Origin of the sequence: Guptibacillus hwajinpoensis, assembly GCF_020171785.1 — a bacterium.
GTDB classification, from domain to species: Bacteria; Bacillota; Bacilli; order Bacillales; family Guptibacillaceae; genus Guptibacillus; species Guptibacillus sedimenti.
The window spans coordinates 28871-42865 of record NZ_JAIVAE010000011.1 but is presented as its reverse complement, the minus strand read 5'-3'; the positions used below and the strand labels follow the sequence as shown (position 1 = coordinate 42865).

Annotated in this window: 16 protein-coding genes; 1 reads left to right on the top strand and 15 read right to left on the bottom strand. The window is 40.3% G+C overall.

From position 1 onward, the window contains the following. From LCL91_RS16215 to LCL91_RS16195, 5 genes are read right to left on the bottom strand one after another with little or no spacing between them, the layout of a single operon-like run. Complete coding sequence (locus LCL91_RS16215; protein ID WP_224883850.1) at positions 1–1134, bottom strand: bifunctional cystathionine gamma-lyase/homocysteine desulfhydrase; 1134 nt, start codon at positions 1132–1134, stop codon at positions 1–3. A gap of 3 nt (positions 1135–1137) precedes the next feature. Then, positions 1138–2061: a PLP-dependent cysteine synthase family protein gene (locus LCL91_RS16210; protein WP_224883849.1), complete on the bottom strand. Its 924-nt coding sequence runs from the start codon at positions 2059–2061 to the stop codon at positions 1138–1140. Between the two features lie 15 nt (positions 2062–2076). Next, positions 2077–2544 (bottom strand): S-ribosylhomocysteine lyase, encoded by a 468-nt coding sequence (locus tag LCL91_RS16205; protein WP_224883848.1) that lies wholly within the window; start codon positions 2542–2544, stop codon positions 2077–2079. Next, the gene (gene mtnN, locus LCL91_RS16200) at positions 2537–3241 is read right to left on the bottom strand and encodes a 5'-methylthioadenosine/S-adenosylhomocysteine nucleosidase (RefSeq protein WP_224883847.1); all 705 of its coding nucleotides are present in this window, start codon (positions 3239–3241) and stop codon (positions 2537–2539) included. The genes LCL91_RS16205 and mtnN overlap by 8 nt, the downstream gene beginning before the upstream one ends. Positions 3242–3260: 19 nt before the next feature. Then, positions 3261–3899 carry a class I SAM-dependent DNA methyltransferase gene (locus tag LCL91_RS16195; RefSeq protein WP_224883846.1) on the bottom strand — a complete coding sequence of 213 codons (639 nt, stop codon included), beginning with the start codon at positions 3897–3899 and terminating at the stop codon, positions 3261–3263. Positions 3900–4060: 161 nt separating this feature from the next. Between LCL91_RS16195 and LCL91_RS16190 the strand changes: the two genes are divergently transcribed. Beyond that, complete coding sequence (locus LCL91_RS16190) at positions 4061–4267, top strand: YrzA family protein (RefSeq protein WP_098444348.1); 207 nt, start codon at positions 4061–4063, stop codon at positions 4265–4267. Between the two features lie 31 nt (positions 4268–4298). Here LCL91_RS16190 and LCL91_RS16185 read toward each other — a convergent pair whose 3' ends face one another. The 10 genes from LCL91_RS16185 to alaS form a co-directional block, all read right to left on the bottom strand. After that, on the bottom strand, positions 4299–4955 hold the full coding sequence (locus LCL91_RS16185) for a YrrS family protein (RefSeq protein WP_224883845.1): 657 nt from the start codon (positions 4953–4955) through the stop codon (positions 4299–4301). 83 nt (positions 4956–5038) lie between these two features. Further along, entirely contained in the window at positions 5039–6763 is a 1725-nt protein-coding gene (locus LCL91_RS16180; RefSeq protein WP_224883843.1) for a peptidoglycan D,D-transpeptidase FtsI family protein, read from the bottom strand. A gap of 138 nt (positions 6764–6901) precedes the next feature. Beyond that, positions 6902–7378: a transcription elongation factor GreA gene (gene greA, locus LCL91_RS16175; protein ID WP_224883841.1), complete on the bottom strand. Its 477-nt coding sequence runs from the start codon at positions 7376–7378 to the stop codon at positions 6902–6904. A gap of 82 nt (positions 7379–7460) precedes the next feature. Further along, complete coding sequence (gene udk / locus LCL91_RS16170) at positions 7461–8099, bottom strand: uridine kinase (protein ID WP_179886333.1); 639 nt, start codon at positions 8097–8099, stop codon at positions 7461–7463. A 57-nt stretch (positions 8100–8156) separates the two neighbouring features. After that, complete coding sequence (locus tag LCL91_RS16165) at positions 8157–8801, bottom strand: O-methyltransferase (protein WP_224883839.1); 645 nt, start codon at positions 8799–8801, stop codon at positions 8157–8159. A gap of 86 nt (positions 8802–8887) precedes the next feature. Then, positions 8888–10042, bottom strand: coding sequence for an endolytic transglycosylase MltG (gene mltG / locus LCL91_RS16160; protein ID WP_224883838.1), 1155 nt, complete (start codon positions 10040–10042; stop codon positions 8888–8890). Between the two features lie 218 nt (positions 10043–10260). Beyond that, on the bottom strand, positions 10261–10563 hold the full coding sequence (locus LCL91_RS16155; protein WP_273833297.1) for a DUF1292 domain-containing protein: 303 nt from the start codon (positions 10561–10563) through the stop codon (positions 10261–10263). Then, on the bottom strand, positions 10559–10978 hold the full coding sequence (ruvX, locus tag LCL91_RS16150) for a Holliday junction resolvase RuvX (protein ID WP_224883837.1): 420 nt from the start codon (positions 10976–10978) through the stop codon (positions 10559–10561). Before ruvX ends, LCL91_RS16155 begins: the two co-directional genes overlap by 5 nt. A gap of 9 nt (positions 10979–10987) precedes the next feature. Next, positions 10988–11251, bottom strand: a complete 264-nt coding sequence (locus LCL91_RS16145; protein ID WP_098444356.1) for an IreB family regulatory phosphoprotein — start codon at positions 11249–11251, stop codon at positions 10988–10990. Positions 11252–11330: 79 nt separating this feature from the next. After that, positions 11331–13964 (bottom strand): alanine--tRNA ligase, encoded by a 2634-nt coding sequence (gene alaS / locus LCL91_RS16140; RefSeq protein WP_224883836.1) that lies wholly within the window; start codon positions 13962–13964, stop codon positions 11331–11333. Between the last annotated feature and the right edge of the window lie 31 nt (positions 13965–13995).

The window sequence follows — 13995 nt, the reverse complement described above, 5'->3', positions numbered from 1 at the left end:
TTATCCTAATGCATTTGCAAGGTCTTCAATCAGATCCTCTGCATCTTCAAGTCCAACAGAAATACGAACAAGACCTTCGGTAATGCCAAGCTCTGCTCTTCGATCTTTTGGAATAGAAGCGTGCGTCATTCGTGCTGGAACGGAAATTAAGCTTTCTACTGCTCCTAAGCTTTCAGCTAACGTGAAATATTTCACTTTACTTAATAGCTCATCTGCCTTCTCTGCACTTCCAATATCAAAGGAAATCATCCCACCGAATCCACGCGATTGATTTACAGCAATATCATTCCCAGGATGTGTACTTAGTCCAGGATAGTAGATCTTTTCAACGGAGGGGTGTTTGCTAAGGAATTGAACGATTTTTGCAGTGTTTTTCTCGTGTTCTTCCATCCGTACACCGAGCGTCTTCAATCCTCGAATCAGTAACCATGAATCCTGAGGTCCAAGAATAGCGCCTGCTGAATTTTGAACAAAATGTACTTCCTCTGCAAGCTCCTTAGAATTAACGACCACAAGACCGGCCACAACGTCACTATGTCCACCTAAATATTTCGTTGCTGAGTGAAGCACGATGTCAGCACCATGATCAATCGGGTTCTGCCAATACGGTGTATTGAACGTGTTATCAACGATCGTTAAAAGGTTATTTTCTTTTGCAAGTTTCGAAATGGCTTGAATATCAGTAACCTTCAAGAGCGGATTTGTTGGTGTTTCAACGTAAATGGCTTTCGTGTTATCTTGTATCGCCTCTTTTACAACTTCTAAGTCAGTTGTATCCACAAATGTAGATTCAATGCCAAGACGATTTAATACTTTTGTCATCACGCGATAAGTGCCACCATAAACGTCATCTGTCATGACAATATGGTCTCCAGAATTGAACATCATCATCACAGAAGAAATGGCTGCCATACCAGATCCAAATGCAAACCCTGCGAACCCATTTTCAAGGTCTTTAATCAGCTCTTCAAGAGCGTGACGCGTTGGATTCCCAGTTCTAGAATATTCATAGCCGTTGAACTTCCCGACTGCTTCTTGTTTATACGTACTAACCTGGTAGATTGGTACTGAGACCGCACCCGTTTGCGGATCACCAGTAATCCCACCATGAATGAGTTTTGTTTTTGGCTTCATTGCTTAAATGCCTCCCTCATAAATCTTCTTACTTAAGTATCGTTCACTACTATCTGGAAAGATCGTAGCAATATTCGTTCCTGGAAGTGCTTGCCTTGCTTCAATAAGAGCAGCTTCAAGGGCCGCTCCTGAAGAACTACCTACTAAAAGACCTTCTTTTTCAGCAAGCTCTCTTACACGGTTGAAGGCAACGTCATCTGTCACTGTGTGAATACTGTCAAAGTAAGCGTCATCCATGTAATCTGGTAAAAATTCCATACCGATTCCCTCTGTTTTATGAGGCCCCGACTTTCCACCGTTTAAAATGGATCCTTCAGGTTCAACAATGACCGTTTTCACATTCGGATTCTGCTCCTTTAAATAGCGAGCGGTCCCCATGAACGTTCCACCCGTTCCTGCACCAGCTACGAAAACGTTAAGCTCACCGTCAAGCTGCCTCCACAGTTCTGGGCCGAGCGTTTTATAATAAGTGAGAGGGTTAGCCGGGTTTCCAAACTGACGAGGCATATATGAATTCGGAATTTCCTTAATAAGTTCCTCAGCTCGGGCAATTGCACCCTTCATTCCTTGTTCAGTAGGGGTATTCACGATTTTGGCACCTAGTGCTCGCATTAAATCTTGTTTCTCCATGCTAAACTTCTCAGGGACCACAAACATGACAGTGTACCCACGATTGACAGCTGCAAGAGCGAGGCCAATGCCTGTATTTCCTGCAGTAGGTTCTATAAATGTTCCCCCGGGAGCTATTCGATTTTGCTCAATGGCTTCCTGAAGTAATTCCTGTCCGAGTCGATCTTTAATACTGCCCCCAGGATTATAGAACTCAAGCTTAGCGAAAAGGCGAACGCCCTCCGGTATATCAAAATGATGAAGCTCGATGACCGGAGTGCGGCCGACGAGCTCATGAATGTTATGAAAGATTTCCATAGTGTGAAACCCTTTCTATTCAGCAAACACAATATGCCATTCGTCACGGTGTGTCAGCATTTCGTCTGCGATTTCTTTAGCTCCTGCTAAGCTGTGGTTAGCAGCCCATCCACACTGCACTTCATTGCATGCTGGTACTTCATCAGCATTAAGCACATCCTGTAAAGTTTTCTCGAGAACTTCTAAGATCTCATCATAATTAGAGTGATTCAGAACCGCTAGATAAAATCCTGTTTGACAACCCATTGGCCCAATATCAACAACATTATCCATATGGTTACGAATATTTTCAGCCATTAAGTGTTCAATGGAATGGAGCCCTGCCATTTCCATATGTTCTTTATTTGGTTGCTTAAATCGAATATCGTATTTATAAATTTCATCACCGTTTGGCCCTTTTGTTACACCTACAAGGCGAACATATGGCGCCGCTACTTTTGTATGATCAAGATTGAAACTTTCTACATTCATTTTTTTAGCCATTCTTCTTCAACTCCTCCACTAGATTTAAAATTAAGTTTGCTGAATTAATTGAAGCTGTTTCTAGAAATTGATCGAAAGAAACATTTGATTCTTTCCCAGCAATATCAGAAAGCGAGCGGATAATGACAAAAGGTGTACCAAATTGATAACAAACTTGTGCAATCGCTCCAGCTTCCATCTCTGCAGCGTCGAGATTGGATAGTTTTGATCTAACGAATTCCACTCGATCTGCGTCATTCATAAATGAATCGCCTGTTGCGATCATCCCTTTCACTACCTGGTGCTCCGTTACTTTCTCTGCGCTTCTTTCAGCCGCTTCAACAAGCATACTGTTTGGTTCATAAAGAGCCGGCATTTGAGGAACCTGACCATATTCGTAACCAAAAATGGTCGCATCCACATCATGGTAGCGAACTTCTGAAGAAATCACGATGTCGCCTACTTTTAATTCAGGGTTAAATCCACCTGCAGAACCTGTATTTAGAATATAATCTGGTTTAAATAGTTGATTCATTAATGTAGTGCCGATGGCCGCATTCACCTTACCAATGCCCGATTTCAAGAGAACAACCTCCTGGCCATCAATGCTTCCTGTAGTGAACTCAGATCCCGCAATCACCTGTTCTTCTCTGTGATCGAGACGGTCACGTAAAATTCTTACCTCTTCTTCCATTGCTCCAATAATACCGATCTTCATGATGTACTCCTTTACTTGTTCAATTTTTAACGGCTTCCATCAACCAAACAAAATCATTTAGCTGTGAAAATACAACTCGAAATCCATGTTGCTGGAATAGTTCTTCTAACACTGGAATGGTTGTATAATATTCCGTTTGCAAGTCCTGTAGCAAATTGTAATATCCTTTTGCTTTCACTTTCTTATGCATCTCTATTCTAGCATTCTCATCTTTGAATGCTGTATCCGCAAATACAATTTTATCATTTTGCCCCAGTAGTTGGCTATATTTGTGAATGGCGATCTCCTTCTCTTTATCAGTGAGATGGTGAAATGCATAAGTACTCACGATTGTTTGTACAGGTTTGGTGGGCGTTGGGAAAACCATAAAGTCGCCATCATAAAACGTCACATCTGGCAGCCTTTTACTCGCCTTTTCTCTCATTGCTTTTGACGGTTCTACTCCAGTAACTTCCAAACCTTCATTAAGTAAAATAGAGGTTAAATTCCCTGTGCCAACGCCAAATTCTAAAACGTGTCCTGAGGAAGCTTGAGCGACTGAAGATAAGATTCCATCGTAACCTTTAAAAACGTCACGGTACTCTTCATCCTGTCCAGACACTGTTGTATCGTAGGAGTCTGCCCAACGCTCAAATAAATCAATAAATTCTCTTCCCATTACTGTCACATCGCTTTCCAAAATTTAATTCATAGTATTAAGGTATGAATAATATGCATTATGGTTCTAACTTATCATATTCTTTTTTGAATATCAATTTGTATGATTTAACAAAAATGTGTAGACTGTTACATGGAAAGCATTTTAAGGAGGAGCAACAAATGAGTTTTTCGCTCGAACGAATTGATGACAAAGTGGAATTTTTCGAAGGGTTCTCGCTAGAAGAGATCGAGAAAAAAATACAAGTTCAGATCGATAACAACAGAGCCCTGCTGCTTCAGGTTCATTCTGTACAGCATCACGCCATTACCCATGAGAAAACAGGCAGACCTTACTATTCTGCTGTCGTTCATTTTAAAGCCAAATAAAAAAGCAGGAGCATTTGCTCCTGCTTTTCTGCTATTCTGGTGTAACACTAACCGGTTTCCAACCTTTTCCATCAATCCACTCAAGTTCGATGGAGTAAACCTGGTTTCCTGATCCTGCTTTACTTACACGTGCATACGACTTTTGAGGTCCGCCGTTACCTCCTATTTTCCAGATCGTCATTTCATCTGCTGAGATTCCCATAACAGATTCAACAGCTTTTAACTTTTCATTCCAATCAGTTGAACCAAGCTCATAGCTAGAAGTATGGGGACCAGTTTGCGTTGTTCCTACAGGTTCCCAAGGACCTTCAAGGTTTGGTTCTCCCGGCTTCTGGTCAGCTTCTTCTTTATCCTGAGCCTCTTTATCTTTATCCTGATCTTTCTCTTCGTCAGCACTTTCTTCATTCGTACTATCTTTATCAGTGGCGCTATCCGACTCTGAATCACTAGCCTGTGAATCTTCAGCCTCATCAGAAGTAACGGAATCGTCACTGCTACTATTCGATTTTTCATCCGAAGTTGTTTGTGCGGTTTTCTGTTCTTCACTTGCGGTTTGCTGAGAGTCATCGCCGGTAAAGACTATATTGGCAACAAGTACAAGTATCACTGCGAGAACAATTCCAATTAAACTATTTAGGACGATATTTTGTTTTCTCTTTGAATGACGGTCCCCATATCGTGATCTCAAACCTATCCACTCCTCTATTTAGCTGTTGTTCTTATTTTACCATCTCTAAATGATTCGTAGAAGGCTTGACTTTTGTATCGTTTTTATCTCTCATTTTGGTATAAATCCTTAACAATGGTTGCAAATGCTTCATAAGCTCGATATTGTTTTTCTTTTCGTTCAAAATCTACAACCACTAAAGCATATTGTGGAGAATCATAAGGAAAATAACCAGCAAACCATTGATGATCATAGGAGACGTCTTCGCCAAGCTCTGCGGTACCTGACTTTCCTGCTACTTGTATCGGTAAATCGTTTAAATAAACATTCCCCGTACCACTTACTACTACTTCTCGCAATGATTTTTGAAGAGACTTGATTACATGTTTCGAAAGGTTTTCATCATGGCTTATTTCTTTGAAGCTAAGAAAAGTCGTTCCATTGCGATAGAGAATATCACTAACGACTTTCACATCTTTCGCTTCCCCACCCCTCCCAATTGTCGCCATCATATTACCAATTGCTAGGGGACTTAATTTCACATTTAATTGACCAATGGCTGTTTGGTCAATTGCTTTACGTATCCTCTTATCTTTTTCATCTTTAAAAAAGATCGGGATAGACTCGTCAGGAAACTGCTTAAAATTTTCATAATGATAAAGCTTATCTTCCCATCCAACCGTTGTTCCTACTCCAAGTTTCTCTGCGGTTTTCTCAATGACATCTGGATCAGTCTTAATAAGCTCTTCAGCAAGTTGTGTGAAGGTCGCATTACAGCTTTGGGCAAAACTATCTTTAAGGCTAAGCATACCTAACTTACGATTTCCAATGCCATCACGGTACAAATTTTGATCACAGTCAAAAAGACGCGTATCTTTAACATCATTTTCATATGCTGCTGCAAGAATAATTGTTTTAAATACAGACCCAGGGAAGTACCCTCTCACCATTTGATTCTCTGCGCCTTTCCCTAAAGGGTCCTCAGAATCAAATACCGGACGACTAACCATACCAATTAAATTATTCGACTTGATATCAATGAGAACCGCTCCACCATTTGTTATATTTGATTCATCTATTGCTTCCTCTAATTTCTTTTGAATCTTTGTATCTAATGTGGTCTTCACTTGAAGCGGATAAAATGAATCTGCACTTGAGAAATATTTTACATCAAGTCCAAGAAGTGGGTTCCCCTGACGATCAGCATGATAAAGAAGTGTTGTATCACCTTCAGACAGTAAAAAAGGGTCAAATGCAAGTTGAAGTCCAGATATCCCTAATTTTGTTTGTTCATCAATGGATCCTTCAGACCATTTTTCAGGATATTTTGATTGAATTAGCTCTGGGTTCGGTCTCACTGTCCCAATCACATGAGCCGCCAAAGGATTTTCATTCACAGGTTTATGGACGGCATAGACCCCAGGAATACTTTGTTCATTTATCTCTTTCATTTGCTCAATTGTTATCGTTTTGTCAAAAGTAAATGGTTGTAACTGTCCCTCAAATGAGCGTTCAAGACTCTCAGGAGTGACATTTATAATTTGGGCTACCTCCACAAGTGGCCATTCCCTCTCTTTAAGAAATGGAAATAGAACGAGAGAAGGAATTGATTCACTCATCGGAATCCCATTTCGATCAAGTATCGTTCCTCTACCTTCATCTAGCACATAGGACTGTGTACGTTGATTGATGCTTGCTTCAATTAAATTGATATGATGTTTTGAGTAAGACTCTGTTTCAACTAATTGAAGTTGGATCAAACGTCCGATTAACAAAAACATCCCACATACAAGGAGGAGACCAACCCCAATCATCCTTCTCCTTATCATCTCTCTCACCTCTGTATGAGTTTCGACGGATGTTCTCTATTTCAAACCCTTCAGAATGATTTGATCAACACATTGGAACATGAATAATATTTCCCCACAAAAAAGACAGCCTGAGCGGCTGCCATTTCCTTCTTACATTTAACTTACTTCCAAAATTTCTACGCGGATTTCTCCACCCGGAGTTTGAACATTTACTTTTTCTCCAATTTGACGACCTAGAAGACTTTTGGCCATTGGGGAATCATTTGAAATCTTTCCTTCAAAAGGATCAGCTTCTGCACTACCTACGATAAAGTATTCTTCTTCATCACCGTCTGGAATTTCAACGAATTTAACACGCTTACCTATTGATACAACATTAGATGAGCTATTGTCTTCTTCAATAATTTCAGCGTTACGAATCATATTTTCAACCGTTTGAATACGTGCTTCTACAAACGCTTGCTCATCTTTTGCAGCATCATACTCAGAGTTCTCAGAAAGATCTCCAAAACTACGTGCTATTTTAATACGTTCCACAACTTCTTTTCTTTTCTCAGTTTTTAGAAGGTCAAGCTCCTTCTCAAGCTTTTCTTTACCATCTTGCGTCATATAATACTTTTTATCCTCTGCCATTTCATTCACTCCTTCATCAATTAAGGGCATCAATCGTAATAAACTGTATGAAAAAAAGAGGTAAATATACCTCATTTAATCGTTATAGCATTGCTTTTTCTTCCAGTATCGTATGGATTTTCGTAACCATAAGGTCAATCGCAACTCGGTTTTGGCCGCCTTCAGGTACGATAATATCTGCATAGCGCTTTGTCGGTTCAATAAATTGAAGGTGCATCGGACGAACCACTGAAGTATACTGCTCAACTACTGAATCAAGCGTTCTCCCTCTGTCACGTATATCGCGAACCATTCTTCTTAAGATGCGAAGATCCGCATCAGTATCAACAAAAAGCTTAATATCCATTAGATCACGAAGACGTTCATCTTCAAGAATTAGGATACCTTCCAAAATAATGACATCTTTCGGTTCGACAGGAATAATTTTATCAGATCTTGTGTGAACTGTATAGTCATAGACTGGTTTTTGAATCGGTTTATATAACATTAATTCTTTAACATGTTCAATTAACAGATCGTTGTCAAATGCAAGTGGGTGGTCATAGTTTGTACCAAGTCGTTCAGGCATTGACTTTTCACTTTGATCTTTGTAGTAAGAATCCTGTTCAATAACTAAGACGGACTGATCGGCAAACTGTTTAAAAATCTCTCGTGTTACAGTGGTTTTACCAGAGCCTGATCCTCCAGCAACACCAATTACTACGGGTCTATTAACCATAATTCTTTCCCTTCTATTATAGAAAAACCGCCCGTACATGTGTACGTCGGCTTTCCTTCTTCATGAGTTTTTACGCTGACTAACAGCTAGACCATCTCCAATTGGATAAATCGTTGTATCTAACTCGGGATGGGAAATTAAAAATTCATTATAAAGACGGAGCTTTTTCACCATTGATTTAAAGCGCTTCTCCTCTATCTCATCTTCTGCAACCAATCCTCTGAATAAAATGTTATCAGAAAAGACGATGCCGCCTTCTTCTAATTCACTATAAAATTCATCAAAAAAGCGCTTATACTGACCTTTCGCCGCATCAATGAATAGAGCTTGATAAGGGCCGTATTGTTTGAGATCGTGAGCTAGATCAAATGCATCGCCAAATAGGACTGTAATTTGATCTGAATAGCCAGCTTTATCAATGTTTGCGATCGCTTCGTTATAACGAGTTTCGTCACGTTCTACAGTAAGTATCGCAGTATCCGGCAAACGCTCAGCCATACGAATGGCTGAATACCCAATAGCTGCACCAATTTCTAATATTCGTTTCGGTTTCAAGAAAGAAAGAATTTGAAGCATAACATCGAGACTCGTTTGTTCCATAATAGGAACATGGTTTTCCTCTGCATATTCCTCAATTTCTTTAATTATGCCTTCTCGATTCGGCCGTAAAGATTCAAGATATTGTTCAACATGATCGGATATCATGATCGGTCCTCCTTCATGTAACCCGAATAATTTTATCATAATCGAAAGGGGAATGGTAGTCTTACTCGCCATTCCCCATAAATTTCTTATTCTTCTTTCGCCTCTTCTTCTTTCTTCTTATAATACTCGTCCCATTCCTCTTTATACTTAGCTACTTTTTTATTGTGTTCTTTATTTGTTTCTGAGAACAACGTCTCTCCACTTGGGCGAGCATAGAAATAGAGGGCATCTGTATCAGCAGGTTCAATCGCAGCTACTATTGATGATTCACCAGGGTTCGCGATTGGTCCTACGGGCAAACCTTTTTGTTTATACGTATTATATGGCGATTTTAAATCAAGATCATCCTGTGTAATTTCACCGGATTGTTCTCCTCTGGCATAAACAACGGTAGGATCCGTTTGTAAGATCATATCCTTATCCAGACGGTTATAAAACACTTTTGAAATCTTTGTTCGATCAGCATTGGCGGAAGCTTCTTCTTCAATGATCGATGCGAGCGTCATTAGTTCATGGATTGAGTCGTCCCGATCTTCTATTTCAGATCGGTATTTATTTAGCACACTGTCTGTTTTATCTAACATCTCTTTTACAACAGCTTCCACCGACGGTTCTTCTACAAAATCATAAGTAGCAGGGAATAGATAACCTTCGAGCGGATGACGTATATCATCATTTAGAATATCATCTGTTAAAAACCAATATTCATTAATTAGAGCCTCCATGTACTTCTCATCATCTAACTGCTTCATCACATCTTCTTTCTTTAAATCCAATTCTTTTGCGATACGGGCGGCTATGTCTTCTATCCAGATTCCTTCTGGTACAGGAATCGTAGCAACAGCCTCTTTCATTACTTTTCCGCTTTTCATAATCGCAATAATTTCATCCATCGTCATCGATGGTGAAAGTTCATAATCTCCAGCCTGAAAGCCGCTTTCATTTTTATATTTTACATAATAACGAAAAGCCGTCCCATCTTTGATAATTCCCTCTTGTTCTAAGGTTTCACCGATCGAGGAAGTTGAAGAGCCAATTGGAATCGTAACAGCTGTTTTCGTGCTACTATTCGGATCCACTGGCTCAAGAATGTTTTTTATGTAGAAATAACCACCTGTTATAACGGCAGCCACCGTTATGGTTAAAAGCAATAGAATTATAAAAACAATTTTTCTTACCGTATGATTTTCACTTTGGCGCTTCATAAGCTTCTCTTTATACAAGTCTTTAAAATCAGACAACGCCGTGGCCCCCTTTCGTTCTTCACCTATTATACTACAAGTCGACATATTGTCAGCGTTATTGCTAACGTTCGCCATATTTACTCCAACATGTATTATACAAGTTAACGATAGAGGTTTGTAGTCATTTCCAAAATTCAGTATCGAAACGTTGTTATAATGATCAACTAAACATAAAAAAAGCTGCCGATGAATACATCGGTAGCTTTAATTGAACGTTATTCGTTCTCGTCCTCTTCTGAGAAAGTGTTGAGCATTTCTTCAACCATTTCCCATTCCTTATCTGATTCGATAGGGAAGAGCTTATAGTCTCGTTCTTCGTTATCTTCTTCTTCATAACGGAAAGCGTAAACCTCTACTTCTTCTTCGCTATCTGCCTGATCAGCTGGAACCACAGTCATATAAGATTGTCCGTTCTCAGCTACGTCGAAAGTAAAGAGAACTTCAAATAAATGTTCGTCTCCGTTTTCATCTGGAATGATAATGCGTTCTTTTTCCTCCATGCTTTTCACCTCATTAATTTTGCTTGCTGTCTAAGTATCCTTGCAGAATCATAACAGCAGCCATTTTGTCGATCACTTTCTTCCTTTTCTTACGACTCACATCAGCACTTATCAGCATGCGCTCAGCAGCGACAGTTGTCAGCCTTTCATCCCACATTTCCACTGGCAAATTGGTCCTTATCCGAATGAGCTCTGCAAATGCCTGACAAGCTTCACCACTCGGACCAATTGAACCATTCATGTTTTTAGGAAGTCCAACAACAATCTTGCTGACATCATTCCCATTAATGATTTCCATTAAACGATCAGGAATCACATCCTGCATATCCGGGTTACGTTTCACCGTTTCTAATCCCTGTGCCGTCCAACCCATCGCATCGCTTAGCGCGACACCGATTGTTTTTGTACCGACATCCAAACCAAGTGTTTTCATGCTGTCTCCTTATCTCTGATGATGAGTAAGATACGATTTTACAAGCTCTTCGATTAATTCATCTCGTTCTAGCTTACGAATTAAGCTTCTCGCATCATTGTGTCTCGGAATGTAAGCCGGATCTCCAGAAAGGAGGTATCCCACAATCTGGTTTATCGGATTGTAGCCCTTTTCTTGAAGAGCGCTATAGACGGTGAGCAACACTTCCTGGACATCGTGGTTGTCTGCGTCGTCTGGAAAATTAAATTTCATTGTTTTGTCCATCGAACTCATTCCTTACACCTCTTTCTCCGATCCCCATCTAGAATCGTAACTAGTCAACTAATTCTTATTGTACACTACTAAAACCAAATTAGGAAATGGATTTAACCCAATCTGTTGTATAAGCAAGCGCGTCATCTAACTTCTCAGGGTTTTTGCCGCCCGCCTGTGCCATATCCGGACGACCACCACCGCCACCGCCACAGCGTGTAGCAAGCTCTTTAATCAATTTCCCAGCATGATAACCTTCTTTTACAAGGTCATCTGTAATACCAGCCGCAAGTTGAACTTTTCCGTCAGCCCCACTTCCCAATACGACAATGACGCTTCCAATCTGTGATTTCAAATCATCAACAATACTACGAAGGTTATTCATATCTGTATCGATGCGTTTAGCAACTACTTTCACACCGTCTACTTCTTGAACATCTCCTGCCATTTGCTTCGCTTCAACATTTGCAAGTTTTGACGTCAATGAATCATTTTGGCGTTGTAAATCACGGATCTGACCAAGTAGTGCTTCTGTTCTTGAGGGGACGTCCTTCACATTTGATTTTAACAAGTTAGCCGTGTTTTTCAAAATCGACACTTGTTGATTCAAAACCTGGTAAGCTCCTTCACTAGTTACAGCTTCAATACGGCGTGTTCCTGCCCCAATACCTGATTCAGCAACAATTTTAAACAATCCAATTTCTGCTGTATTTTGAACGTGCGTACCGCCACATAATTCAAGACTATAATCACCAACACGTACAACCCGAACAGTATCTCCATATTTTTCACCAAACAATGCCATAGCTCCCATTGCTTTAGCTTCTTCAATAGGCTTTACCATCGTATTCACTGGAATGTTCGCCCAGATTTGATCGTTTACTTGTTTTTCAATCTCTTCAAGTTCTTCAGATGTAATCTGTCCGAAATGAGAGAAGTCAAAGCGAAGGCGCTCAGAACCTACGAGTGAACCAGCCTGGTTGACATGCTCACCAAGTACATCCTTTAAAGCTTGATGTAGCAAGTGAGTTGCTGTATGATTCTTTACGATTGCCGAACGGTTTGAACGATTGATTTCAGCTGTAATTTTTGCTCCTGTTTTTATTGTTCCAGATTCGACAACCGCCGTATGGACGTGCTGGCCATTTGGCGCTTTCTGTACATCCGTGACGCGAAGCTGAACATCTTCACCCCGAATTACACCAGGATCTGCAACTTGCCCGCCGCTTTCAGCATAGAAAGGCGTGCTTTGGATAATCACTTGAATTTCGTCCCCTTCTGACGCTACTTCCGTCAGCTCTTTGTCTTTTATAATAGCGACAACTTCTGTATCAACAGAACGCTCTTCATATCCGACAAAATCACTTTCCACTGAAATATCACCGAGGGCGCCACCTTGAACTTGCATAGAACCTACATCCTGGCGAGCATCTCTAGCACGTTTACGCTGCATTCCCATCTCATGCTCGAAACCTGTACGATCAATTTCCAACCCTTCTTCTTCCGCATACTCCTCTGTTAGTTCGACAGGGAAACCGTATGTGTCATATAGACGGAAAACATCGCTACCTGAAATAACGTGATTACCAGCTTCTTTTTCTTTCTTCATAATATCCGAAAGAATCGAAAGTCCTTCATTTAAGGTTTCGTAAAAGCGATCTTCTTCGTTCTTAATCACTTTCTGAATAAATTCCTTCTTTGCATTTACTTCTGGGTAGAATTCAACCATAATGTCACCCACTACAGGAACAAGTTCATACATAAACGGACGGTTAATACCAATTTGTTTAGCAAAACGAACAGCTCGTCTAAGCAGTCTTCTTAGCACGTACCCACGCCCCTCATTAGAAGGTAGGGCACCATCACCAATTGCAAATGTAACAGTTCGAATATGGTCAGCGACTACTTTGAAAGCAGTATCTCCCTCTCGAGAAGCTCCATACTTCACGTTTGCCATTCGCTCAGTTTCACGAATTGTCGGCATGAATAGATCTGTATCATAGTTTGTTTTTGCATCTTGAATAACAGATACCATGCGTTCGAGTCCCATTCCCGTATCAATATTCTTTTTAGGTAAAGGGGTATAAGTTCCATCTGGATTATGGTTGAACTGAGAAAACACAAGGTTCCAGATTTCGAGATAACGCTCGTTTTCGCCACCAGGATAGAGTTCTTCTGTAGGATCTTCAAAACCGTATTCTTCGCCACGGTCATAGAAAATTTCTGTATTTGGTCCACTAGGTCCTTCACCGATATCCCAGAAGTTGCCCTCTAGTCGAATGATACGCTCTTCTGGAAGGCCAATTTTTTCACTCCAAATTGTATAAGCTTCCTCATCTTCCGGGTGGATTGTTACCGATAATTTATCAGCTTCAAAGCCAATCCAGTCTTTGCTAGTTAAAAATTCCCAGCCCCATTCAATCGCTTCTTCTTTAAAGTAATCTCCGATTGAAAAGTTTCCAAGCATTTCAAAAAATGTATGGTGACGAGCTGTCTTTCCTACATTCTCAATGTCATTGGTACGAATTGACTTCTGTGCATTAACAATTCGTGGATTATCAGGGGTAACGCGCCCGTCAAAATATTTCTTTAATGTAGCGACTCCACTATTGATCCACAACAAAGTTGGATCTTCATGAGGTACTAGCGATGCACTAGGTTCCACCGAGTGACTTTTTTCTTTAAAGAAATCGATAAACATCTGTCTTACGTCAGCTGACGATAAGTTTTTCATACGAAACATCCTCCTTCAATTCTGATTGAAC